The organism is Cupriavidus sp. GW822-FHT03E04 (assembly GCF_058801495.1).
Genome location: NZ_JBXANI010000029.1, coordinates 39,558 through 62,584, shown reverse-complemented (window position 1 = coordinate 62,584; position 23,027 = coordinate 39,558). Strand labels below are relative to the sequence as shown.

The 23,027-nt window shown below is 68.7% G+C and carries 19 protein-coding genes; 11 read left to right on the top strand and 8 right to left on the bottom strand.

Annotation, left to right across the window (positions count from 1 at the left end; translation table 11 throughout):
- Positions 1 to 18: 18 nt before the first annotated feature.
- Together AC1RQC_RS32870 and AC1RQC_RS32865 are read right to left on the bottom strand one after the other, a co-directional pair.
- Positions 19 to 480 (bottom strand): MaoC family dehydratase, encoded by a 462-nt coding sequence (locus tag AC1RQC_RS32870; protein ID WP_150985236.1) that lies wholly within the window; start codon positions 478 to 480, stop codon positions 19 to 21.
- 69 nt (positions 481 to 549) lie between these two features.
- A complete protein-coding gene (locus AC1RQC_RS32865) occupies positions 550 to 1,758 on the bottom strand; it encodes a CaiB/BaiF CoA transferase family protein (protein ID WP_492827878.1) in 1,209 nt (402 codons plus the stop codon).
- A gap of 132 nt (positions 1,759 to 1,890) precedes the next feature.
- On the opposite strand from AC1RQC_RS32865, the gene AC1RQC_RS32860 reads away from it, so the two are divergent.
- A complete protein-coding gene (locus AC1RQC_RS32860; RefSeq protein ID WP_492885767.1) occupies positions 1,891 to 2,781 on the top strand; it encodes a LysR family transcriptional regulator in 891 nt (296 codons plus the stop codon).
- Between the two features lie 9 nt (positions 2,782 to 2,790).
- Here AC1RQC_RS32860 and AC1RQC_RS32855 read toward each other — a convergent pair whose 3' ends face one another.
- A complete protein-coding gene (locus AC1RQC_RS32855) occupies positions 2,791 to 3,951 on the bottom strand; it encodes a helix-turn-helix transcriptional regulator (RefSeq protein WP_492885765.1) in 1,161 nt (386 codons plus the stop codon).
- Positions 3,952 to 4,281: 330 nt separating this feature from the next.
- Positions 4,282 to 6,561 (bottom strand): mechanosensitive ion channel family protein, encoded by a 2,280-nt coding sequence (locus tag AC1RQC_RS32850; RefSeq protein ID WP_492885803.1) that lies wholly within the window; start codon positions 6,559 to 6,561, stop codon positions 4,282 to 4,284.
- Between the two features lie 395 nt (positions 6,562 to 6,956).
- Between AC1RQC_RS32850 and AC1RQC_RS32845 the strand changes: the two genes are divergently transcribed.
- The 6 genes from AC1RQC_RS32845 to AC1RQC_RS32820 all read left to right on the top strand — a co-directional run bounded on the left by AC1RQC_RS32845 (position 6,957) and on the right by AC1RQC_RS32820 (position 12,240).
- Positions 6,957 to 7,373 (top strand): signal protein, encoded by a 417-nt coding sequence (locus AC1RQC_RS32845; protein ID WP_492374202.1) that lies wholly within the window; start codon positions 6,957 to 6,959, stop codon positions 7,371 to 7,373.
- 31 nt (positions 7,374 to 7,404) lie between these two features.
- Entirely contained in the window at positions 7,405 to 7,650 is a 246-nt protein-coding gene (locus tag AC1RQC_RS32840; protein ID WP_441639843.1) for a GlsB/YeaQ/YmgE family stress response membrane protein, read from the top strand.
- A gap of 321 nt (positions 7,651 to 7,971) precedes the next feature.
- Positions 7,972 to 8,754 carry an SDR family NAD(P)-dependent oxidoreductase gene (locus AC1RQC_RS32835; RefSeq protein WP_043357193.1) on the top strand — a complete coding sequence of 261 codons (783 nt, stop codon included), beginning with the start codon at positions 7,972 to 7,974 and terminating at the stop codon, positions 8,752 to 8,754.
- Positions 8,755 to 8,818: 64 nt separating this feature from the next.
- A complete protein-coding gene (locus AC1RQC_RS32830; protein WP_492885801.1) occupies positions 8,819 to 10,396 on the top strand; it encodes a fatty acid--CoA ligase in 1,578 nt (525 codons plus the stop codon).
- A 791-nt stretch (positions 10,397 to 11,187) separates the two neighbouring features.
- On the top strand, positions 11,188 to 11,898 hold the full coding sequence (locus AC1RQC_RS32825) for a helix-turn-helix transcriptional regulator (protein WP_492813655.1): 711 nt from the start codon (positions 11,188 to 11,190) through the stop codon (positions 11,896 to 11,898).
- 27 nt (positions 11,899 to 11,925) lie between these two features.
- Positions 11,926 to 12,240, top strand: a complete 315-nt coding sequence (locus tag AC1RQC_RS32820; RefSeq protein ID WP_492374204.1) for a DUF7696 family protein — start codon at positions 11,926 to 11,928, stop codon at positions 12,238 to 12,240.
- Positions 12,241 to 12,246: 6 nt separating this feature from the next.
- Here AC1RQC_RS32820 and AC1RQC_RS32815 read toward each other — a convergent pair whose 3' ends face one another.
- Positions 12,247 to 13,482 carry an acyl-CoA dehydrogenase family protein gene (locus tag AC1RQC_RS32815; protein WP_492827872.1) on the bottom strand — a complete coding sequence of 412 codons (1,236 nt, stop codon included), beginning with the start codon at positions 13,480 to 13,482 and terminating at the stop codon, positions 12,247 to 12,249.
- 47 nt (positions 13,483 to 13,529) lie between these two features.
- Complete coding sequence (locus AC1RQC_RS32810; RefSeq protein WP_492885763.1) at positions 13,530 to 14,675, bottom strand: acyl-CoA dehydrogenase family protein; 1,146 nt, start codon at positions 14,673 to 14,675, stop codon at positions 13,530 to 13,532.
- Between the two features lie 308 nt (positions 14,676 to 14,983).
- Here AC1RQC_RS32810 and AC1RQC_RS32805 point away from each other — a divergent pair, with 308 nt between their 5' ends.
- Positions 14,984 to 16,528: an AMP-binding protein gene (locus tag AC1RQC_RS32805; RefSeq protein ID WP_492885761.1), complete on the top strand. Its 1,545-nt coding sequence runs from the start codon at positions 14,984 to 14,986 to the stop codon at positions 16,526 to 16,528.
- A 218-nt stretch (positions 16,529 to 16,746) separates the two neighbouring features.
- Positions 16,747 to 19,518: a winged helix-turn-helix domain-containing protein gene (locus AC1RQC_RS32800; RefSeq protein ID WP_492827866.1), complete on the top strand. Its 2,772-nt coding sequence runs from the start codon at positions 16,747 to 16,749 to the stop codon at positions 19,516 to 19,518.
- Between the two features lie 172 nt (positions 19,519 to 19,690).
- Here the strand turns inward: AC1RQC_RS32800 and AC1RQC_RS32795 are convergent, their stop codons facing one another.
- Both AC1RQC_RS32795 and AC1RQC_RS32790 read right to left on the bottom strand, forming a co-directional pair.
- Entirely contained in the window at positions 19,691 to 20,362 is a 672-nt protein-coding gene (locus AC1RQC_RS32795; RefSeq protein WP_458764515.1) for a nitroreductase, read from the bottom strand.
- Positions 20,363 to 20,401: 39 nt separating this feature from the next.
- Positions 20,402 to 21,289, bottom strand: coding sequence for a crotonase/enoyl-CoA hydratase family protein (locus AC1RQC_RS32790; protein WP_492885759.1), 888 nt, complete (start codon positions 21,287 to 21,289; stop codon positions 20,402 to 20,404).
- A gap of 185 nt (positions 21,290 to 21,474) precedes the next feature.
- On the opposite strand from AC1RQC_RS32790, the gene AC1RQC_RS32785 reads away from it, so the two are divergent.
- A complete protein-coding gene (locus tag AC1RQC_RS32785; RefSeq protein WP_492374210.1) occupies positions 21,475 to 22,449 on the top strand; it encodes an NAD(P)H-dependent flavin oxidoreductase in 975 nt (324 codons plus the stop codon).
- Between the two features lie 12 nt (positions 22,450 to 22,461).
- Positions 22,462 to 22,926, top strand: a complete 465-nt coding sequence (locus AC1RQC_RS32780) for a PaaI family thioesterase (RefSeq protein ID WP_492374211.1) — start codon at positions 22,462 to 22,464, stop codon at positions 22,924 to 22,926.
- Positions 22,927 to 23,027: the final 101 nt, after the last annotated feature.

Here is a 23,027-nt window from a genome sequence, read left to right as displayed (position 1 = left end):
ACAGGGGTCTCCGTGTGGCTAGCGGCCGGCCAGCAAGCGCCGGGCGGAATAAGTCATGACACGCTCATGGCGCTGGTTGAAGACTTCGATGTCCGAGTCCACCACGGCGCGGCCATTGCGCGAAGTGGGGCGGATGCCGGTCACCGTGACCGTGGCCCAGATGGTGTCGCCCACCATCACCGGGGCGTGGATCTTCTGCGTCAGCTCCAGCATGGCCAGCCCCGTGCCCTGGATCATGGTCTGCAGGATGAAGCCTTCGATCATGGCGTAGGTCAGCGCGGCGGGCACGGGCCGGCCATGGATGGCGCCGCCTTCATAGCCCGCCTCGATAAAGATCGCTTCCAGCATGCCGGTGACCGAAATGAAGTTGATCAGGTCGGTCTCGGTCACGGTGCGGCGGAAGGTCTGGAACGCCTGGCCTTCCTTGATGTCTTGCCAATAAAAGCCCTGGCCGAGGCGGGGGAGTTGGGTATGGGGCACGGCGTCTCCTGTTGAGGGCCGCCATCGGCGGCCGGCTTCCTTTATGTTAGGAGCGGGAATGCGGCAGGGTTAGGCATTAGTGGCCGGCGACGCACAATAGGCCGCGCCGGTGCGGCCCAGCTCATCGATCTGCTCGCCGCTCAGGCCCGCCTCGCCAAGCAGGCTGCGGGTGTGCTGACCCAGGCGTGGCGGCAGCGCGCTCGCCGCGCGCTGGCCGTCAAAGCGCACCGGCGCGCCGGTAAAGCGCAGCGTGCCCATGGCCGGGTCGTCCAGCGTGTCGAAGAAGCCGGTGGCGCGCAGGTGCGGGTCATCCACCAGCTCAGCGAGCTGGTTGACCCGCGCCACCGGGATCTGCAGCGTTTCGCATAGCGCCAGCCAGGCGCCGGTGGTGCGCGTGCGCACGATCTCGCTGGTCAGCTCGTAGAGGGCTTCGATATGCTGCGTGCGCGCGGCGATGCCGGCAAAGCGCGGGTCGGCGGCCAGGTCGGGCCGGCCCGCGGCGGTGAAGAAGTCGCGCCAGTGGGCATCGGTGTACGGCATCATGCAGACGTGGCCGTCGGCGCTCTGGTAGGGCCGGCGCAGCGGCGCCAGCACGCGCGGATAACCGGTGGGCCCGCGCGGAGGCTCGAAGTGCTGGCCATAGAGATGCTCGACCAGGTTGAAGGCCACCATCGATTCGAACATCGGCACTTCCACCAGCGCGCCCTTGCCGCCCTGGCGCTCGCGCCCGGCAATGGCGGCCGAGATCGACAGCGCCGCCACCAGAGCGCTGGTCTTGTCGGCCGCGATGGTGGGGAAGTAGCGCATGGTGCCGGTCTGCGCGGCCATCAATGCGGCATTGCCGGACAGGCCCTGGATGATGTCGTCGTAGGCCGGGCGGCCGCCATAGGGGCCATCCTCGGCAAAGCCCAGCAAGCTCACGTAGACCAGGCGCGGGTGGCGCGCCATCACGTCGGCGGGGTCCAGCCCGAGGCCGGCCAGCTTCTGCGGGCGCATGCTGTGCATGAACACATCGGCGCTGGCCAGCAGGCGCTCCAGCGCGGCCTGCGCCGCGGGCAGCTTGAGGTTGAGCACCACGCTTTTCTTGCTGCGGTTCACGCCCAGGAAGATGGCCGACATGCCATCCTCGGCGGCCGGGCCGGTGCGCCGCGTGGAGTCGCCCTCGGGGGGCTCCACCTTGATGACTTCGGCGCCGAGGTCGGCCAGCCACTGGCTGGCGTAAGGGCCCATCACGACCGTGGATAGGTCGATGACGCGGATGCCTGAGAGGGGCAACATGCCTGGGTGTCTCCTGTCTGTTCTTGTGCCTGGCTTGCGCCGGATGCCACAGGGTAGATCAGGCGGGTCGCTTGCGTCTAATATTAGATTTTTAGGATTCGATATCTTCCAGATATCAATACGGACATCAGCGTGGACCTTCGTCAACTTCAGCAGTTCGTCGCCCTGGCCGAAACCGGCAACTTCCACCGCGCGGCCGAGCGCCTGCACATGGCGCAGCCGCCGCTCTCCATCTCGATCCGCAAGCTCGAAGATGCGCTCGGCACGCCGCTGTTCGTGCGTACCTCGCGCGGGGTGCGGCTGACCCAGGCTGGCGAAGCCGCGCTGCATGACGCGCGGCGCGCGCTGTTCCATGCCGGCCAGGCTCGCGCGGCGGCGCTGGCGGCGGCGCATGGCGAGCGCGGTGCACTGCGCGTGGGTTTTGTGGGCTCGGCAACCTACGCCTTGCTGCCCAAGCTGATCCCGGCGTTTCGGGCCGCGCACCCGGGGATCGAGCTGATCCTGCATGAATCCACCTCGGCGTCGATCCTGGACCGGCTGGAGCGCCATCAGCTCGATGCCGGGCTGGTGCGCTTTCCCATCTTGCACAGCGGCGGCTACACGCTGATGCCGCTGGAGAACGACGAGTTCGTGGCGGCGGTGCCGGCCGATAGCCGCTTTGCCAAGCGCGACGCGATTGCGCTCAAGGCGCTCGCCGGGGAACCCTTCATCATGCATCCCAGCGCCGAGGTGCCCAACCTGCAGGCCATCGCCATGCTGCTGTGCCAGCAAGCCGGGTTCGTACCGCGTGTGACGCAAGAGGCGGTGCAGGTGCAGACCATCGTCAGCCTGGTGGAAAGCGGCCTGGGGGTGGCGCTGGTGCCGAGCGTGGCGGCGCGCTATATCAACCGGCGCGTGCGTTTCCTGCGGCTGGCCAGCCCGCGGCCGGTGGCGCGCATCGGCATCGCGCTGGCCACGTCCACGGATAGCGACGACCGGCAGGTGCAGCGCTTGCTGGAGGTGGCCAGCACCGTGGTCGCCTAGGCCAGCGGATCAGGCGCGCGCGCGCTCGCCACGCGCCGCGCCGGCGCGCTCCAGCGCCACGCCCGGCAGCAGGTGCAGCAGGCGCACCAGCTCGCTCTGGCGATGGGTGCCGGTCTTGCGCAGGATGTCGCGAATATGCACGCGCACCGTGTGCGGCGAGACGAATTCGTGGTCGGCGATCTCGGTCAGGGTTTCGCCGGCGGCAAGGCGGATGGCAATCAGGCTTTCCTTGCGCGACAGGCCGAACAGCGACGTCAGCACCGAACTGTCGAGCACCGAGCGCGATTCGGAATTGCCCATCAGCACCATCGCGAACGGCAGTTGCCACGGGCCTTCCACCGGCTGGCGGGCCACCAGCGGCAGCACGATGATGGGTACCGGCTGGCCGCCCGACGTGATGTGCATCCACGAGCCGGCCGCCGCCTCGCCGCCACGGGATTGCATGGCGCGGTCGAGCAGCTTGTGCAGGGTGGCGTGCAGGGTCTGGTCGTGGGCCTTGAGCACGCCGTTTTCCAGCGCGAGCTGGCTGTCGGCCTGCACCAGCGCCTCGGCCCAGATATTGGCGTAGCGCACGCGCATATCGGCCTGCAGCACCATCACGCCGAAGTCGAGCGTATCCAGCCCGGCCAGGCCAAGGGCCGCCAGGCCGCTCAACTCGAAGTTGCGTTGTTGCATGCGCGCGGCGCGGGCCCAGTGCGGCAGCACGCGCGCGAGCCGCTTGCTGCGATGGCTCAAGCCCTCCGTCCCGTCGAAACCGGTGTCCAGGCGGCCGCCCCGGTCCGTGCCGCCCATCAGCACGCAGACCTCAGCGGTATCGAGCAGGCGCACGCCTTGTTCCAGGTCGGCGCCATGCGCCGGCGCGCGCCAAGGTGCGCCGTCCTGCAGGTCGCCAGGGTGATCGCCCGCGAGCGCGCGCCTGGGCAGGCTTGCCAGCGCATGCAGGCCTTCCGGCACGTAGGTGCCCTGCGCCGGGAAGCAGCCATGCGGGGTGACGCCGAGGCGCGCTTGTCCGGACAGTTTGTCCCAGACCAGGTAATGCGGGCTTTCGATATCGGTATAGCGGGAGAAGAGATCCAGCGCGGCTGGCATGGCAGTGACGTCAAGCGCCGACTCGTAGATCGAATCGATCAGACGATGGAAGTCTTCATCCGCCGACGGATGCTCGCCCATAGTATTTTCCCCGGTGGCTCTCGCCTGATCCTGCTTTGCTCTTTTTATTGGCCCGCTGGTAGCGGTACGGCTGGCTCGCTGTGGCCGGCTCCGAAGTGGCAGACGCCACCGGACGGGGTCAGGCGCCCGGTATGCCGGGTACGTCAGCGCTGCGCGTTACCGTGTGGCGGCATTATGCGGATGCGAGCATAACTTCGCAAACAGGGAATGTCGCCTGGGCAATTATTAAAAATTATTTCAGCGCTGAAATGCCCGCGAAGCGGGGCACGGCCGCGCAAAGCGTACCCGTTTCTGCGTGCGCTTTGCGAGCCGCATAGTGACTCGGCCGGCTCAGCCTGGCCCCGGCGCACCCTTTGAAAGCGCAGCAGCGCCCCCGGCGCCGGCCGCCAGCTCAGTGGCCTGCGCGTCCTGCGCCGGGGGGAGCCCCAGGCCGCCCTCGACCTGCACCGTTACCCGCTGCGTGGCCATGCTGATGCCATGCTGGTCGAACTTGCGCTTGAGCCGCACGTTGAACGCGCGCGTGATTTCCGCCTGGGTCAGCGGGCGCGTCCTGAACTGGGCCAGCACCACCGAGCCGTTGGGGTCGAAGCGATCGAGGCCCAGGATGTCGAGTCCGGAAAGCAGGTTGCGCGCGTAGCGGAAATCGCGCGCTACCTCCGCGCCGGTCTCGCGGATCAGCTCAATGGCCTGGTCGAGGTCGCTGCCATACGCCACACCGATGTTGAATACGGCAACGGCATAGCCGCGCGACATGTTCTTGATGGCCTTGATCTGGCTGTAGGGCAGGATATGAAGCGCACCCTTGCCGTCGCGCAGCTTGACGGTGCGGATGGTCATGGCCTCCACCGTGCCAATATGGTCGGGCAGTTCCACCGAGTCGCCGATGGCGATCGAATCCTCCACCACGATGAACAGGCCGGTGATCAGGTCCTGCACCAGGCTTTGCGCGCCAAAGCCGATGGCCAGGCCGACCACGCCGGCGCCGGCGAGCAGCGGCGTCACGTTGACGCCGAGGTTGGCCAGCACCACGATCAGCGTGATGACCAGCAGCGCGACGAATAACGCATTGCGCACCAGCGGCAGGATGGTCCTGGCGCGCAGGCTGGGCGGCTGCCCGCGGCCGTGCGCGGGCGTCAGCGTCTGGGTGATGGCCGTATCGATCAGCAGCCATGCCAGCCACGACAGCAGCACGGTGGAGGTCACGCTGAACACGGCCTCGCCGATGCGCTTGCCGAGCGTGGTGGATTCAATCACCGAGAGCAGCGACACGCCCCAGATCCGGCTGGCCAGCTCGAAGTAGGCGAACCAGATCACCACCCGCACCAGCGCTACCGCGAAACGCCCGAAGCGCGCCAGGTAGGCCGAGCGCTGGCGGTCGCGAAAGCGCGGCGCGCGGTGCGTGGCCTTGGGCGAGCGGCCGGTGATCAGCGTCAGCAGCAGCGCGGCGACGAACAGCGCCACCGAGCCCACCGTGCGCCGCAGGAAGATGTCCGCGTAGCCGGTGGCCAGCAGCGTGCCGGCCACCGAGGCCACCACCACCGCCAGCACCGGCAGGTGCCAGCTCGCGCCTACCAGGCGCAACAGGTCCATGATTGCGGGATGCTCCTGACGGAAAACCAGCGGCCGGTTGCTGATGATCTGGCCGATCTGCCGGCGAAAGCGCAGCGTGAAGGCGCCGATCAGCAGCGCCGCGGCGATGTTGGCCACGGTGGAGGTCAGCGCCGACAGGTTGGTGCCGAGCGAGGCGATCACACGCGCGTCGGTCGTGACGTCGCCCAGCGCCGCCAGCGCGCCGGTGGCGAACAGCAGCCTGCGGGAGTGCAGCAGCAGGTCGCGCACCGCGTGCGCACGGTGCGCCGAGGTAAACAGCGCGAAGATGACCTGGCACACCGCGCCCATCACGGCGCCGGCCACCACCGAGTAGGCAATCACCATGCCGGCCATGCTGGCGGGCGAGCGTCCGAACATACTGCTCGAGAGCAGCATCGCCAGGGCGAAGGCCACCACCCACGGCGCCACCCTGCGCAGCATGTAAAGCCCGACGTCCATCCAGGACGGCACTGCGGGCAGCTCATAGCGTACCGCTGGCTGCAGGCGCCGGTTGCGCACGCGTCTCACCGCCTCCCGCAACAGCCATCCGGCGCAGAACCAGGCCGCGAGCACGGCGGAGAACTCCCGTGCCGATTGCCAGGGCGAGCGCGTCCCGTTGATGGTCAGTGCGGCCAGCCACTCCTCGCGCGCGAAATCGATGCGCCAGCGCCAGTAGTGCCACGGCCCCTTGTCCTTGCCCAGCGACGCATCGAGATGGTCGACCGCCTCAGCCAGCGCCCCGAGCAGGCCGGGCTGTGGCGCTGACGCCGCACTGGCCCCACCTATGCCCTTGCGCAGCGTTTGCAACTGGTCGACCAGGGCCTTGCGGTCCTTGTCGCTCTGCAGCGTGGTAATGACCTGGTCGAGCGACTGCGCGAGTGGCTCGCTGGCCGCGGGCTGCGAGGCCGGCGCGGACTCGGCCTTGACGACCGCCGCCAGCGAGGCCAGTCCGGCCGGCGCCGCCAGTGCCGGCTGCGCTGCCAGCGTGGCCAGCGCCAGCCAGATCATCAGCGTCAGCATCGGCAGCAGTGCGCCTGGCCGGCATGCAGCCGGCAATGTGAATTGGGACCTGATCACGAGCGTCATCTCATGCGGGTAGATAGAGGGTGCCGGGCAATCCCGGGGGATGCCTGACACTGTAGCGCATTGCGGATACCGCACACGCCGCGGATTCGTGCGGCGCCGCAATCGGTGTTGCCGCTCGCGCCGGGCACCCGGCAACGCGTGTCGCATGGCCGCAGCAGCGGGTGGCGTGCAGCAGGCGTACCATGGCAGCAAGCCCGTGCTGGCTGGTTGCGGTCAACGGAGTGACGGTGCGGGCCGTTGAGTGAGGTATTGCGTGTCGGTCGGGTTGCGGCTGTATGCAGCCCTGTCGTTTCGTTGTCCCAATGGCATTGTTACCGCAGGAGCCTGTCATGAATGCTATGAAAGCCTTGAACGCTATTACCGCCGTTACCGTTTTGCCTGCCTCGCCCGCCTCGTTAGGCCGGCGCGTCGGCTTGCCTATGCTGCTGGCCGCGGCGCTCATCGCCTCGGTCCCGCACCTGGCGCGCGCTCAAGCCACGCCAGCCGCTCCCGCCGCTGCCGCGCCGATGGCCAAGCCTGCCGCGCCCGCGCCCGCAGCTTCCATGCCGATGGCCAAGCCGGCCGCGCCCGCCGCCGCCGCGGCTCCGGGTGGCGGCCCTGGGCAGGTATGGGCCAACAAGTCTTCCAAGGTCTATCACTGCCCTGGCACGAAGTACTACGGCAAGACCAAGAACGGCGCCTACATGAGTGAAGCCGACGCCACCGCGCAAGGTTTCCACGCGGATCACGGCAAGGCATGCAAGTGAGCCGCGGGAAGCGCCGCCGGGAGGGCATGACATGCACCTGATCTGGATCATTCTCATCGGCTTTCTCGCCGGCCTGGTGGCGCGCATGCTCACGCCCGGGCGCGGGCCAAGCGGTTTCTTCCTGACAGCCGGCCTGGGCATCGTCGGCTCGCTCGCTGCGACCTTCCTTGGGCAGGCCCTGGGCTGGTACCGCCAGGGCCAGTCCGCCGGCTTTATCGGCGCCGTGCTGGGCGCTGTGATCCTGCTGGCGCTGTATCACCTGGCAACGCGGCGCTAGACAGGCCGCGGATTCTTCAAATGGCCAATGCTGCTGCCCGCAGGCAGCAGCATTCGCGCCGCGCGCTGGCGTGCTCACGCTTTCATGCGCTTCACGTGTTTGATGTGCTTTCATGCATTCGTCGCTTCGGACGATGCGTTGCGCGCCGTCATCCCTGAATCTCCATACCACGCTGGCAAGCCCGTTTATTCGGCTCGCCGGACTCAGGCATTCCGCCCAGGCGTAGCGCTGCGCGCCGACGGGGAACGGGGAATGCGGGGAATGGTTCAGCACAGATTCAACACACATCATCAACACACATCAAGACAACGCGGAGACAAGATGGAACTCAATGCATCGGTAACGGCAGTGATCACGGGCGGCGCGTCGGGCCTGGGCGAAGCCACCGCGCGGGCGCTGGCGGCGCATGGCGTGCGCGTCGCGCTGTTCGACATGAACGCGGAAAAGGGCGAGGCCGTGGCGCGTGAACTCGGGGGCGTGTTCTGCCAGGTCAACGTGACGTCGGAAGCCGAGGTCGAAGCTGGTTTCGCCAAGGCGCGCGCAGCGCTCGGGCAGGAACGCATCCTGGTGAATTGCGCCGGCACCGGCAACGCCATCAAGACCGCATCGCGCGCCAAGGAGGCGCCGGACCAGATCCGCTTCTTCGCCTCGGACGCGTTCGAGCGCATCATCCAGATCAACCTGATCGGCTCCTTCCGCTGCCTGGCGCGCTCGGCCGCCGGCATGCTCACGCTGGATGCGCGTGACGGCGATCGCGGCGTCATCATCAATACCGCCTCGGTGGCGGCGCAGGACGGGCAGATGGGCCAGGCGGCGTACTCCGCCTCCAAGGCCGGCGTGGTCGGCATGACCCTGCCGATCGCGCGCGACCTGTCCGGCGAAGGCATTCGGGTCAATACCATCATGCCCGGCATCTTCAACACGCCGCTCTTGCAAGGCGCGCAGGAACACGTCAAGGCTGCGCTGGCCGCCTCGGTGCCGTTCCCCAAGCGGCTCGGCGCGCCGGAAGAGTTTGCCTCGCTCGCGCTGGAAATGTGCCGCAACAGCTATTTCAACGGCGAAGCGGTGCGGCTCGATGGCGCCATCCGCATGGCCCCGCGCTGATCCGGCAGTTCACAACAATAAAAAGGACGCGCGCATGCAGCAGGACCGAGAGAAGGAGACGCTGGTGGATTTCAGTTATCTGACCACACTGCCGCATGCGCTGCGCCACTTCGCGCTGCGGCGGCCTGATGCCGTGGCCTATGCTTTCGAAGGCAGGCTGACCACGTATCTGGCGCTGGACCGCCAAAGCGATCGTGTCGCCCAGGCGCTGGTGGCAGCCGGGGTCGGGCCCGGCGATCGCATCGGCTATATCGGCAAGAACTGCGATCACTACTTCGAGCTGCTGCTGGGGGCAGCCAAGATGGGCGCTGTGATGGCGCCCGCGAGCTGGCGCCTGGCGCCGCCGGAGGTGGGTTATATCGTTGGCCACTCCGATGCCGCGCTGCTGTTCGTTGGGCCGGAATCGGCAGACCTGGTGCGCAAGCTGTTGCCCACGCTGCCGCTGGTGCGCGGGGTGATCGCCATGGAAGGCGGCCAGCCGGACTGGCCCGCCTATGTGACGTGGCGCGACGCGCATGCGCCCACGCCACCGGCGCACCAGAGCGCCGCGCACGACGTGGTGCTGCAGCTTTATACGTCGGGCACCACCGGCCGCCCCAAGGGCGCCATGCTGACCCACCGCAACCTGACCGCCGGCACCGAGGCCAGCGAGCGAGAAGATATCTCGTGGTCGCGCTGGACGGACGACGATGTCTCGCTGGTGGCCATGCCGGTGGCGCATATTGGCGGCTCGGGCTGGGGCCTGCGCAGCTTGCTTGCGGGGGCCAAGGGCGTGGTGGCGCGCGATTTCGATCCCGGCGCGGTGCTGGACTTCTTTGAGCGCGAGCGCATCAGCAAGCTGTTCCTGGTGCCCGCGGCGATGCAGTTCGTGCTGCGCGATCCGCGCGCGCGCCGCATCGACTACTCCCGCCTGAAGACCTTGCTCTATGGCGCGGCGCCGATCCCGGCAGCCTTGCTGCGCGAGGGCATCGAAGTCTTCGGCTGCGGGTTTGCGCAGCAGTACGGCATGACCGAGACCACCGGCACGGTGGTGGCCCTGGCGCCGGAAGACCACACCACCGACGACGTGCCGCGCATGCGGGCCGCCGGCAAGCCGCTGCCCGGCGTGGAAGTGGTGGTGGTGGACTGGGAAGGCCGGCGCCTGCCGCCGGGCGAAGTCGGCGAGCTGATGATCCGCTCGCCGCAGAACATGGCGGGCTACTGGAAGCAGCCCGACGAGACCGCGCGCACCATCGACGCCGACGGCTGGCTGCGCACCGGCGACGCCGGCTTTCTCGATGCCGAGGGCTATGTCTACATCCACGACCGGGTCAAGGACATGATCATCAGCGGCGGCGAGAACGTGTATCCCGCCGAGGTCGAGAGCGCGATCTACGGCCACCCGCAGGTGGCGGATGTGGCCGTGATCGGCGTGCCCGACGACAAATGGGGTGAGGCGGTCAAGGCCATCGTCGTGCCCCGTCCCGGGCAGGCGCCGGATCGCGACAGCATCGTGGCGTGGGCGCGCGAGCGGCTGGCCGGCTACAAGATCCCCAAGAGCATCGAGTTTGCCGATGCGCTGCCGCGCAACCCCTCCGGCAAGCTGCTGCGCAGGAAGCTGCGCGAGCCATATTGGGAAGGGTACAACCGGCGCGTCAACTGAGGTTGGCGCACAGCAATGCAAGACGCTCGGTACGCCGACAGGCCAGGAGCACTAGCCGAAGCCGCCGAACGGGCCAAAGCCGCGCGCCATGACGACGGCTGTTACTCCCTCTCCCCTCATGGGGAGAGGGTTGGGGAGAGGGGCGGTTTGGCTAGGAGCCACGGGAAGCGAAGCCAGTGGTTTATTCCACCGCGACGGCATAACGAGCGCCCGCCCTCTCCCCCGTCCCCTCTCCCACAAGTGGGAGAGGGGAGCAAACCGGCAGCATCGGTCGAAGCCGACGAGTGCGCCAACGCCGCTTGAAATGACGACGGCTGTTACTCCCTCTCCCCTCATGGGGAGAGGGCCGGGGAGAGGGGTGGCTTAGCTAGGAGCCACTCAAAGCGAAGCCCGTGGTGTTTTCCAGCGCGACAACGCAGAGCCGGCTTTGTCAGCAAGCTGACATTCTCCCTGAATGCCCCCACCTGCCCCGCGGAACGCGTTACGTAACGCGTAACACGCAGCCGGCCCGCCGCTCGCGCATTCGCTGCTGGCAAGGGGCGCCACCAGGTCCCTCCTGCCTGGCATGCCCTCCCGCCAGCCGTTATGGCGCCTGCCTTCCCGGCCGGCGCCACCCCTGCCGCAATCCCCTTCGCACCCGCCGCGCTCAACGCCTTGCCGCTGGCACGCGGCTTGCGGTATTGCCTGTGACAACGCTGCCGCGAATACCAGCCAAGCCGGATGGGCACGTCGTTGCCAAAGGGGGAGCAGATGGAACCGGAACGCAGCAGCTCGCACGGAGGCACGCTGTCATGAATGCACTCCTGCTTGAAGACAACCCGCTCTTGCGGCTCGGCCTGCTGCGCATGCTTGGTGGCGTCGAGGGCCTGGGCCACGTGATCTGCGTGGATCCGGCCGATCTCGCCATGCTGCAGGGGCAGATGAACGACATCGGGCTGGTGATCCTCAGCTTGCCGCCGGTGCAGGATCGCGCGCGCGCGTTGCTGGAGACCGCACGCACCGTGCTATCGGCGCAGTACCTGCTGCTGCTGGTCGATGGCACGTTACCGCCCGTGTTGCCGCCGGACCTGGCCTGGGGCATCTGCGCGTGGCTGCCGAAGGCGTCATCGCTGGCGGCGATCGAGGCGGCGATCCGGCTGGTACTGGCCGATGACGCGCGCTGGCGCCAGCCGGCCCCGCACCCCTCCGCGCCCTTGCAGGTTCTGGCGACGGAACGCGCCCGCATCGACCTGCTGCGCGACGAGGCGCGCATGTTGAAGCTCACGCCGCGCCAGTACGAGGTGCTGGTCCTGCTGTCGCAGGGCTATGCGCTCAAGACCGTGAGCCGCCTGCTCAATATCTCGGTGGCGACCGTGAAGAGCCATGTCGCGCTGCTGTACCAGCGCCTGCAGGTCAGCAACAAGAGCGAAGCCATCCATGCCGCGCGCCAGCGCGGCGCCAGGTTCCAGACGGGCAGCAGCCACGGCAGCAACGATCGTGGCACGGCCCGCGCCTGGCCCTAACCCCAGTTTCCCGTTCAGGAGAGCACCATGCGCAATCAGACCGTGAGGGACGCGGACATCGCCGCCGCCATCGACGCCACCCTGCTGCGCCGCCGGCAACAGTTCGACGGCCAGCCAGCCGCATGGCATGTGCTGTGCGAAGCCGCACACGTCGCCACGCTGGGCGAACCGGCGCGCCGGGCCTTCATTGCGCGCGTGGCGGCCAGCCGTGGCGCCGACATCGCCCTGCGCCTGCTGCTCAAGGCGGAATCGATCCGGGCCACGGTGACCGAGGCGCTGGAAGCCGGCGATGAGGTGGACGCCGGCCAGGAGCGCAGCCCGGCTGGCGGGCTGCTGCACTGACCTGGCTTACAGCCCTAGCACCAGCTTGGCGATGATGTTGCGCTGGATCTCGTTGGAGCCGGCGTAGATCGATGCCTTGCGGTAGTTGAAATAGCGCGGCGCCAGCGGCGCGGCGTAGTCGGGGCCCGCTTGCGGGCCCGTGGCGCGACCCTGCAATTCACCCCAGCCATCCTGCACGAAGGGCAGCGCGTACGGGCCGGCTGCTTCCACCGCCAGCTCGCTGATGGCCTGGATGGTCTCGGTGCCCACCAGCTTGAGCATGCTGGAGGCGGCGCCGATCGAGGTGCCCGACGTCACGTTGGAAAACAGCCGCAGCTCGCTCGCCTCCAGCGCGGCCGCGCGCACGTGCAGCTCGGCCAGCTTGCGGCGAAAACCCGGGTCGTCGAGCAAGCGCCCGCCATCCTCGCCGGGCTCCTTCTCCGCGATGCGCGCCACCTTGGCCAGTTGCTGGCGCAGCATCGGGCCGTAGCTGCCGCCGCGCTCGAACTCAAGCAGGTATTTGGCGTAGGTCCAGCCCAGGCCCTCCTCGCCGATACGGTTTTCCACCGGCACGCGCACATCTTCAAAGAAGACCTGGTTGACTTCCTGCTGGCCCTCGACCGGGCCATCCAGCGTGGGCAGCGGCGCCACCGTGATGCCGGGCGTGCGCATGTCCACCAGCACGAAGGAGATGCCGTCCTGGCGGCGCGCGTCGCGGCTGGTGCGCACCAGGCAGAACATCCAGTCGGCCCATTGCGCGTGCGTGGTCCAGATCTTGGAGCCGTTCAGGATGTAGTGCTCGCCATCCTGGTCGCGGCCGCGCTCGGCGCGCATCTGCAGCGAGGCCAGGTCGGAGCCGGAGTTGGGTTCCGAGTAGCCCTGGCACCACCAGATGTCGGAGCGAAGGATGGGCGGCAGGAAGCGCGCCTTTTGCTCGGGGCTGCCGTATTTCATGATCACCGGCGCCACCATCTTCAGGCCCATCGGCGACACGGTCGGGCAGCCGGCGGCGGCGGTCTCGGCCTGGAACAGGTAGCGCTGCGCCGGGGACCAGCCCGGGCCGCCATATTCCTCGGGCCAGTTGGGCGCGGCCCAGCCGCGCTCGAACAGCTTCTTCTGCCAGCGCACCTGGCCCTCCTTGTCGAGATAGCCATTCTTGGTGCGTGCCATCAGGGCCTTGAGGCCGGGGTCGAAGGCTTCCTTGATCCAGGCACGGACCTCGTCGCGGAACTGCAGCTCTTGCGGGGAGAAATCGAGATTCATCGATGGGCCTCGGGATGTTCGTCAGTGCGGGGCAGGAATGCGCGGGCTCACGCGGCAGCCGGATACAGCAGGTCGGCGTAACGGCGCAGGTGGTGTTCGGCGGAGCCAAACTGCAGGTCGATCGCGGTGACGCGCTTGAAGTAATGGCCAACCGCCAGCTCCTCCGTCACGCCCATGCCGCCATGGATCTGCACCGCGGCCTGGCCGACGAACCTGCCGGCCTGCCCGGCCTGCGCCTTGGCGGCGCTGGCCGCCAGCGCGCGCTGCGTGGGCTGCGCGCCAGCCTGCATGGCGGCGACTTGCGTCAGCGCCACGGTTTGCCCCAGTTGCACGTACATGTCGGCCATGCGGTGCTGCAGCACCTGGAAGGTGGCAATCGGTACGCCAAACTGCTTGCGCTGGCGCGCGTAGTCGACCGTGTCGCCGAGCATGCGGCTCATGGCGCCACCGGCTTCGGCGCACAGCGCCACCGCAGCCTCGTCGCTCAGGCGCTCGATCAGCGCCAGCGCCTCGCCCTCGGCGCCCAGCAAGCCGCCATCCGGCACGAAGACGTTGTCCAGGCGTATATCGGCGGCCCGGGAGCCATCCACGGTGGGGTATTCCTGCAGCGTCACGCCGGGCGCGTTGCGCGCGATCCAGAACAGGCTGATGCCGTCCCGGTCGCGCCGGCTGCCGCCGGTGCGCGCGCTCACCACCAGGTGCGTGGCCCACGGCGCGGCCACCACCACGGCCTTGTGGCCGTCAAGGCGCCAGCCGCCTTGCACGCGGGCGGCGCTGGCCTGTACATCGTGCAGGCAGTAACGGCTGCGCGGCTCGGCGTGCGCCCAGGCCACGGTGGCCTCGCCGCCGATGATGGCAGGCAGCCAGTTGGCGGCCAGCGTCTCGCTGCCATGCAGCAAGGCCCCGCCGCCGAGCACAACGGTAGACAGGTAGGGCTCGACCACCAGGTGGCGGCCGAACTGCTCCATCACGATCGTGTGGTCGACGGCATTGCCGCCGAGCCCGCCAAAGCGTTCCGGGAACGCGGCGCCCAGCAGCCCTAGCTCCTGCGCCAGGGCTTGCCAGCAGGACGCCCGCCAGCCAGCGGGCGAGCGGATTGCCGCCTGGCGGGCTTCGAAGCTGTAGTGGTCGGCCAGGTAGCGCGCGAGCGTGTCGCGCAACATCGATTGTTCTTCGCTGAATTGGAAATCCACGGTGGTTCCTTGGCGCGGTTGCTGGGGCACTTGCCATTATGTGAAGAGGCCGCCGGTTCGCATCGTCGGATGCGACGAATCGCCTTGGCGCGCGGCGCGCCGCACGGGCGGCCACATCGGCGTTTGCGGCATTGCACCAAGGCGCGTTCGTCGCATCCGACGATGCCCGCCCGGGGTACCTGTCCCGACAATGTGCCGCACGCAATGCCATCCCTGCCGGTTCCGCGATACCGAAGTTTCCAACGCACCCAGTCACCCAGTCATCGAGTCACCCAGTTCGGCCACACCCACTTCCAGGAGGGTCAGTCATGCACCCGCATGTTCATGCGCAGCGCACCCCGGACAAGCCGGCCATCATCATGGCCGGCGGCACCGTCGTTACTTACCGTGAGCTTGACGAGCGCTCCAACCAGGCGGCGCGGCTGTTCCGCGACCACGGGCTGCAGCCGGGCGACCGCGTGGCCTTCCTGCTGGAGAACCACCCGCGCCTGTTCGAGCTGTGCTGGGGCGCGCAACGCTCGGGGTTGATCTACGTGTGCATCAGCACGCGCCTGAACGTGGACGACGCGGCGCATATCGTGGCCGACAGCGGCGCCAGGATGCTGGTCACCTCGCATGCGCAGGCCGCCGTGGCGCAGGGCGTGGCGGCCAAGGTGCCAGGCCTGGTTGCGCGCCTGATGATGGACGGCGCGGTGCCGGGCTTTGCCGCCTACGAGACGGCGCTGGCCCAGTACCCCGGGTGGCGCATCGACGACGAATGTGCTGGCACCGACATGCTGTACTCCTCCGGCACCACCGGCCGCCCCAAGGGTGTCTTCACGCCGCCGGCCAACCAGCAGATCGACGTGCCTGGCTCGCTGGTGCTGATGTGCCAGTCGCTTTACCAGTTCGGCTCAGACACGCGCTACCTCTCACCCGCGCCGCTCTATCACGCGGCGCCGCTGCGCTACAACATGGCCGTGCAGCAACTCGGCGGCACCTCGGTGGTGATGGAGCATTTCGACGCGGAAGCATTCCTGCGCTTGCTGGCAGAGCACCGCATCACGCATACCCAGGTCGTGCCCACCATGTTCTCGCGCATGCTCAAGCTGCCCGAGGCGGTGCGCCAGCGCCACGACGTGTCCTCGCTGCGCTTTGCCGTGCATGCCGCTGCGCCCTGCCCGGTGGCCATCAAGGAGCAGATGATCGACTGGTGGGGGCCGATCATCTGGGAGTACTACGCCGGCACGGAGGGCAACGGCTCCACCGCCGTGGGTTCGGCCGACTGGCTCACCCACAAAGGCACCGTGGGCCGCGCCTCCGTTGGCCAGCTGCGCATCTGCGACGACAGCGGCGCGCTGCTGCCGCCGGGCGAGCCCGGCACCATCTACTTCGCCGAGGGGCGCAGCTTCGTCTACCACAACGATCCCGACAAGACCGCGCAATCGCGCCACCCGGTGCACGCCGGCTGGACCACGCTGGGCGACGTCGGCTATGTGGACGAGGAGGGCTTTCTCTACCTGACCGACCGCAAGGCGAACATGATCATCTCGGGCGGGGTCAACATCTATCCGCAGGAGGCCGAGAACCTGCTGATGACCCATCCCGAGGTCATGGACGTGGCAGTGATCGGCGTGCCAAACGAGGACTTTGGCGAGGAGGTCAAGGCGGTGGTGCAGCCACTCGACATGGCGCGCGCCAGCCCGGCCCTGGCCGACGAGCTGCTGGCCTTCTGCCGCACCCATCTGTCCGCCATCAAGTGCCCGCGCTCGGTGGACTTTGCCGCCGAGCTGCCGCGCCTGCCCACCGGCAAGCTGCTCAAGCGGCTGCTGCGCGAGCGCTACTGGGCGGGGCGGGAGAACAAGCTGGTATAGCTTGCTTGTGTGGCCGGCATGGGGGGAGGCATTGTGGCCGGCATCGAGGCCGCCCGCCCGGCATCGCGGCCGCGTCGCATGCCGGGCGGGCGTTTACGCCATAATCAGCCGTTCGATCCCTGGCGCATGTGGCGCCAGCAGCCGGCAACCATAAGCCGGCGCCGATCGCGTGGCATCCACCGCTCGTGGGTGCCGCCGCCAACAGGAAGACACGGCGAATGGCAACAATCGAGGAGACCAGCGCGGGCCATCGGGGCGCCGCCCGCGCCGCCACGCTGGTGGCAAAGCTGCGCCCGCCCATGCTGACCCCGTTCCAGGTGGAGCGCCGCGCCATTTGCGACGCCGTGTGCGCGGCCGGCTTCGTCAAGCTGGTGCTGGTGCGCGCGCCGGCCGGGTTCGGCAAGACCACCGCCATGCTGCAATGCCGGGCGCGGCTGGACGCCGAAGGCGTGGCCACCGCCTGGCTCACGCTGGACCGCGCGGACAATGACGCCACGCGTTTTCTGGGCTCGCTCGAAGCCGCCTTCGAGCTGGTGCTGCGCAAGGGCGGCGCGCCGCTCGCCGCGGCCCAGCCCGCGCCGCAGTCGGCAGGCGAGCACGCGCTTGCGCTGATCGACCGCATGGCGGCCCACGACCGCCCCTTCACGCTGTTCCTGGACGACTTCGAGGCCTTGCAGAACCCCGCCGTGGCCGGCCTGGTCTGGCAGGTGGTGGAGCAATTGCCACCCGGCGCCCGCCTGGTGGTGGGCACGCGCTGGGTGCCGGAGTCCGGGCTGGCGCGGCTGCGCGCGCGTGGCGAGCTGCTGGAGATCGAGCCGGCCCAGCTGCGCTTCACCGCCGACGAGACCGATTCCTTCCTGCGCCGCGCGCGCGGCCTGGCGCTGCAGCCCGCGGCTATCTCCACGCTGCACCGGCGCACCGAAGGCTGGGCCACCGCGTTGTGGCTGGCGTCGGTGGCGCTGGAGCGGCGTGGCCAGCCGGACGCCTTCATCGCCGGCTTCTCCGGCTCGAACGCCGCGATTGCCGATTACCTGGTGGAGGACGTCTACCTGCACCTGCCCGATGCGGTGCGTGCATTCCTGTTGCGCACGTCAATCCTCGACCAGCTCAGCGGGCCGCTGTGCGATGCCGTGAGCGGCACCGCCGACAGCGAGGAGATCCTCGCCTGGCTGGAGCGGGCCAACCTGTTCCTGATGCCGCTGGATGGCGAGCGCCACGGCGGCGCGGAGCCGCCTGCTCAGGCCCATCAGCCCAATGCGCGCTGGTACCGCTATCACAGCCTTTTCTCCAGCTTCCTGCGCGCGCAGCTGCAGCAGGCCATGCCGCACGAAGTGCCCGCCTTGCAGATGGCCGCCTCGCGCTGGTATGAGCAGCAGGGCCGGCCGGTGCCGGCCATCGAGCATGCGCTGGCGGCCGGCGCGGTGGACCACGCGCTGCCGCTGCTGGCGGGCAAGGTGGACGAGTTGCTGGCGCAGGGCCGCATGCGCCTGCTGACGCGCTGGCTGGATGCGGTGCCGGCCGACGCGCTGGCTGCGTGGCCCAAGCTGCAGATCGCCCATGTGTGGGCGCTGTCGTTTACGCGCGGCCCGGCCGACGCCATTGCGCTGCTGCAGACCATCCCGCTGGCCGGCGCCGAGGGCGACCTGCTGGCGCATGTGCGCGCGCTGCGCCATATGCTGCTGAACATGATGGACCGCTTCGACGAGGCGCGCGCCTGCAGCCGCGACGATCCGCTGCCGCTGCCCATGGGCTATCCGTTCCCGGACTCCATCCTTGCCACCTCGATGGCGCGCATGGCCGCCGTCACCGGCGACTACCGCGAGGCGCGGCGCCTGCTGGGCGTGGCCCGGCAGGTGGTGCGCGGCTCCGACAGCAACTTCAACAAGATCTTCTCGGAATCGGTGGAGGGGCTGATCGATCTGCGCCAGGGCCGCCTGCAGCAGGCGCTGGCGCGGTTTCGCATTGCCGCCAGCACCATGCTGCCGAACCGCTACGGCCCTACCAACGGCAACGCCATGGCCGGCATCCTGCTGGCCGATGCGCTCTACGAGATCAATGAGCGCGAGCGCGCGGAGCGCCTGCTTACAGTGTACGTGCCGCTTGCGCGCGACCTCGGCCTGCCCGACCAGATCATCACCGGCCATACCGTGCTGGCCCGCATCGCCTGCGACCGCGGCGACGTGGACGGCGCGCACGAATGGCTGGCCGCCCTCGAGCACCTTGGCCATCATCGCGGCCTGCCACGGCTGGTGCTGGGTGCCATGCTCGAGCGCGCCCGCCTGGCGCTGCTGCAAGGCAATCAGCATGCCGCCGAGCAAGCGCTGCAGCACGCAGCCGACCCGGCGCTATGGCGCGCGCGTCCCGGCCTGAGCGCGGTCAGCTCTTTTGCCAACGACCTGGAAGACGTGGTCATGGGGCGCCTGCGGCTGGCGCTGTTCACCGAGCCCTGCGTGCGCACGCGCGAGGCCATCGAGACGGAACTCGCCGCCACCGAGCGCGCGCAACTGATGCGCAGGGCGCTCAAGCTGCGCATCCTGCTGGCGCTGGCCTGCCAGCGCAGCGGCGAAGCCGCCCAGGCGTTGCAGGCAATGGGCGAAGCGCTGCGCTTCGGCGCGGCGGAAGGCTTCATCCGCATCTTCGCTGACGAAAGCGCGGAGGTGCGCCGGCTGGTGGCCGAAGCCTGCCTGCGCCAGGGCAGCGCGTTGCCCGCGGGGTACGTGGAGCGCCTGCTGCAAGCCTGCGGCGGCGCGCCGGAGCCGGTGGACCCGGCCGCCATGCAGGCGCGCCATGGGCTGCTGGAACCGCTTACGCCCAAGGAGCAGAAAGTGCTGCAGCTGCTGGCCGAGGGTTTCTCCAACGTGGCGATGGCGGATCGGCTCTTTGTCTCGGAGACCACCGTGCGCACCCACCTGCGCAATATCAGCGCCAAGCTGCGGGCCAGCAACCGCACGCAGGCGGTTGCCATCGCGCGGCAACTGGGTTTGCTGTAAGGAAGCGCGGGCGATTAAGCGAGCCCAGGCAGCGTCCGGGGGGATGGAAACCCCTGCAAAGGGCACTCGGACGTGCCGCTGGCTTGTGGCTTTTCGCGCAAGCCGATAACGGAATCGGCATGGTCATGGCGCTTAGCCGTTCAGCCATTCACCCGTTCACCGGTTCACCCGCTCAGATGCCGATGAACTCCGCATACTCCGCCAGCGGCGCACGCGTGGCGCGCAGCTGGTTGACCGCCGCTGCCGGATCCTCGTAGCCGATCGCCATGCCGGTAAACAGCATGCGTTCGGCGGGCAGGGAGAGGAAGCCCGCAATGGTTTCCGGATACATCGCCCAGCATTCTTGCGCGCAGCTGTCCAGCCCATGCTCGCGCAGCAGCAGCATCACCGTTTGCAGGTACATGCCCAGGTCCGACCATTGCGGCGGGCCCATGCGGCGGTCCACGGTGCAGAACAGCGCTAGCGGCGCGCCGAAGAATGTGAAGTTATTGGCAAACTGGGCAAGGCGCGCCGGCTTGTTCTCGCGCGGGATGCCCAGGCAGCGATAGAGGTCCTCGCCCACCTGGAAGCGCCGTTCGCGATAAGGCGAGACCAGCTCGCGCGGGTAGACGTCGTATTCGGTCCCTTCGCCGCGGGGCGCGCCGGCGACGCGCTCGCGCATGGTGGCCTTGAGCCGCGCCAGCGGCTCGCCGCCCACCACGTGCAGGTGCCAGGGCTGCAGGTTGCCGCCCGATGGCGCGCGCGCGGCCTGCTCCAGCACGTCGCGGATGATCTCCGGCGGCACCGGCGTGGGAAGAAAGCCGCGTACCGATTTGCGGCTCTGGACTGCCATGCTGACTTTCACGCGGCTCTCCTTGGGGCTTGGCAGGGGATCAATTGGGGATCAGATAAAGGGCGGCTCGTTGCCCCAGTCGAAGAAGTCCGGCATGTCCTGCGACACGCGCTCGGGGAAGCTGGCCGGGCGCTTTTCCAGGAAGGCGCTGACGCCTTCCTGGACGTCGGCCGACTGGCCGCGCGACTGGATCGCGCGGCTGTCCAGGCGGTGCGCCTCCATCGGGTGGCTGGCCCCGGCCATGCGCCAGATCAGCTGGCGCGAGATGGCGACGGATACCGGCGCGGCATTGTCGGCGATCTCGCGGGCCAGCGCCTGCGCGGCTGGCAACAGGTCCTCGGGCGCGTGCAGCGAGCGCACCAGCCCGCGCTCCAGCGCCTCCTGCGCCGAGAACACGCGGCCGGTGTAGCACCATTCCAGCGCGGTGGAAATGCCCACCACGCGCGACAGGAACCACGACGATGCCGCCTCGGGCGTGATGCCGCGGCGCGCGAACACAAAGCCGAACTTGGCATCGGTTGCGGCCAGGCGGATGTCCATCGGCAACTGCATGGTCACGCCGATGCCCACCGCCGGCCCGTTGACCGCCGCGATGACCGGCTTGAGGCTGCGGAAGATGCGCAGCGCCACGCGTCCGCCGCCATCGCGGTGGGCGGCTTGCTTGCTGGCGCCGTAGCGCTTCTCGTAATCGAAGGTGGAGCCGCCGGAGGACAGGTCGGCGCCGGCGCAGAAGGCGCGCCCGGAGCCGGTGACGATCACCGCGCGGACGTCGTCGTCGGCGTCAGTGGCGTCAAAGGCGTCGATCAGGTCCTGCATCATGCGCGGGGTGAAGGCATTGAGCTTTTCCGGGCGGTGCAGGGTGATGGTGGCGACGCCCTTGTCGACGGCGTATTGCAGGGTCTCGAAGCTGGGGGGGACGGCTGGGTTCGGGGTGCTCATGGCTGGCCTTGGCTCTCTCGAAATGGGTGTGGGTAAGGTAGTGCAGAATCGGGCGCCTGCAATCGTCGAATCCGACGAGGTAGGGACGGCAGCGCCGCCGTAGACTGGCGCCAGGACGCCTGGCGGCCTGAGCCAGGCAGAAGACCGAGCATAGAACACAAAGACCAGAAGCCAGAAGGAACATCATGAAGACGCGCATCACCGAATTGCTGGGCACCCGCTACCCCATCATCCAGGGCGGCATGCAGTGGGTTGGCTACGCCGAGATGGCCGCCGCGGTCTCCAACGCCGGCGGGCTTGGCGTGCTCACCGCGCTGACCCAGCCCACCCCGGAAGCGCTGGCCGCGGAGATCCGCCGCACCCGCGAGCTGACCGACCAGCCCTTTGGCGTCAACCTGACGCTGCTGCCCTCCATCAACCCGCCGCCGTACGCGCGCTACCTCGACGTGATCATCGAAAGCGGCATCAAGGTGCTGGAGACGGCGGGCAACAATCCCAAGGAGCACATCGCGCGCGCCAAGGCGGCCGGCATCAAGGTGATCCACAAGTGCGTGGCGATCCGCCATGCGATGTCGGCCGAGCGCCTGGGCGTGGACGCGGTGTCCATCGACGGTTTCGAGTGCGCGGGCCACCCGGGCGAGGACGACGTCCCGGGCATGGTGCTGATCCCGCTGGCCGCGCGCCGGCTGGGCATTCCGGTGATTGCCTCGGGCGGCATTGCCGACGGGCGCGGCATGGCGGCGGCGCTGGTGCTGGGCGCGGAGGGCATCAACATGGGCACGCGCTTTTGCGCCACGCGCGAGGCGCCGATCCACCACAACGTCAAGCAGGCCCTGGTGGACGCCAGCGAGCGCGACACCAACCTGATCTTCCGCACGCTGCACAACACCGCGCGCGTGCTCAAGAACGCCGTCTCCGATGAGGTCGTCACCATCGAGCGCCAGCCGGGCGGCGCCCAGTTCGAGGACGTCAAGCACCTGGTGGCGGGCGTACGCGGCAAGGCCGCGCTCGCCGCCGGCGAGACCGACGGCGGCATCATCAGCGCCGGCCAGTGCGTGGGCCTGATCGACGACATCCCGACCTGCGCCGAGCTGATCGAGCGCATGGTGGCCGAATGCCGCGAGCAGCTCGGGGTGGCCTCGCGCTACTTCGCAGCATAAGGCGGCGCAGCCATGGCTGAAGCCAGTCAACCTTCCGATGCCGGCCCGGGCGCAGGGCAATCCGAAGTGGCCGAGGCGCCGCCGCCGGGCTTTGTCGCGTTGCGTGGCGCCAAGGGCTTCCTCGAGAACTTCGGGCAGATCTACGTGGATCGGGAACGGCGCGTAGTGGCCATCCGCATTGGGCCGCATCACCTTAACCCGCTTGGCATCCCGCACGGCGGCATGCTGGCCACGCTGGCCGACACCGCCATCGGCATGATGATGGCGCTGGAGACCGACCGCAAGCAGCCGGCGGTGACGGTCAACCTCAGCATGGACTACTTCGATGCCGCGCGGGTGGGCGACTGGGTGGAGGCGCACGTCGAGTTCGACAAGCTGGGCTCGCGGCTGCGCTTCGGCGGTTGCCGCCTGATGGCCGGGGAGCGCTGCCTGCTGCGCGCCACCGCCATCTTCTCGGTGCTCACGCCGCGCGCGTGATGCGCCGCCGCCGCTTGGGGCGTCGGCCGCGCCGCGCAATCGTCGCTTCCGACGACGCCGGGCGCCCCGCTGCTGGGCCAGAATCCGCAACAGGATAACGA

What these genes read in the sequence shown, in the direction of transcription:
- AC1RQC_RS32835 (WP_043357193.1), top strand. Translation starts at nt 7,972, where the DNA reads ATGGAACTCAATGCATCGGTAACGGCAGTGATCACGGGCGGCGCGTCG.
- AC1RQC_RS32855 (WP_492885765.1), bottom strand. Translation starts at nt 3,951, where the DNA reads ATGGGCGAGCATCCGTCGGCGGATGAAGACTTCCATCGTCTGATCGAT.
- AC1RQC_RS32815 (WP_492827872.1), bottom strand. Translation starts at nt 13,482, where the DNA reads ATGAATCTCGATTTCTCCCCGCAAGAGCTGCAGTTCCGCGACGAGGTC.
- AC1RQC_RS32790 (WP_492885759.1), bottom strand. Translation starts at nt 21,289, where the DNA reads ATGAGCACCCCGAACCCAGCCGTCCCCCCCAGCTTCGAGACCCTGCAA.
- AC1RQC_RS32785 (WP_492374210.1), top strand. Translation starts at nt 21,475, where the DNA reads ATGAAGACGCGCATCACCGAATTGCTGGGCACCCGCTACCCCATCATC.
- AC1RQC_RS32840 (WP_441639843.1), top strand. Translation starts at nt 7,405, where the DNA reads ATGCACCTGATCTGGATCATTCTCATCGGCTTTCTCGCCGGCCTGGTG.
- AC1RQC_RS32805 (WP_492885761.1), top strand. Translation starts at nt 14,984, where the DNA reads ATGCACCCGCATGTTCATGCGCAGCGCACCCCGGACAAGCCGGCCATC.
- AC1RQC_RS32780 (WP_492374211.1), top strand. Translation starts at nt 22,462, where the DNA reads ATGGCTGAAGCCAGTCAACCTTCCGATGCCGGCCCGGGCGCAGGGCAA.
- AC1RQC_RS32865 (WP_492827878.1), bottom strand. Translation starts at nt 1,758, where the DNA reads ATGTTGCCCCTCTCAGGCATCCGCGTCATCGACCTATCCACGGTCGTG.
- AC1RQC_RS32800 (WP_492827866.1), top strand. Translation starts at nt 16,747, where the DNA reads ATGGCAACAATCGAGGAGACCAGCGCGGGCCATCGGGGCGCCGCCCGC.
- AC1RQC_RS32820 (WP_492374204.1), top strand. Translation starts at nt 11,926, where the DNA reads ATGCGCAATCAGACCGTGAGGGACGCGGACATCGCCGCCGCCATCGAC.
- AC1RQC_RS32845 (WP_492374202.1), top strand. Translation starts at nt 6,957, where the DNA reads ATGAATGCTATGAAAGCCTTGAACGCTATTACCGCCGTTACCGTTTTG.
- AC1RQC_RS32850 (WP_492885803.1), bottom strand. Translation starts at nt 6,561, where the DNA reads ATGCTGACGCTGATGATCTGGCTGGCGCTGGCCACGCTGGCAGCGCAG.
- AC1RQC_RS32825 (WP_492813655.1), top strand. Translation starts at nt 11,188, where the DNA reads ATGAATGCACTCCTGCTTGAAGACAACCCGCTCTTGCGGCTCGGCCTG.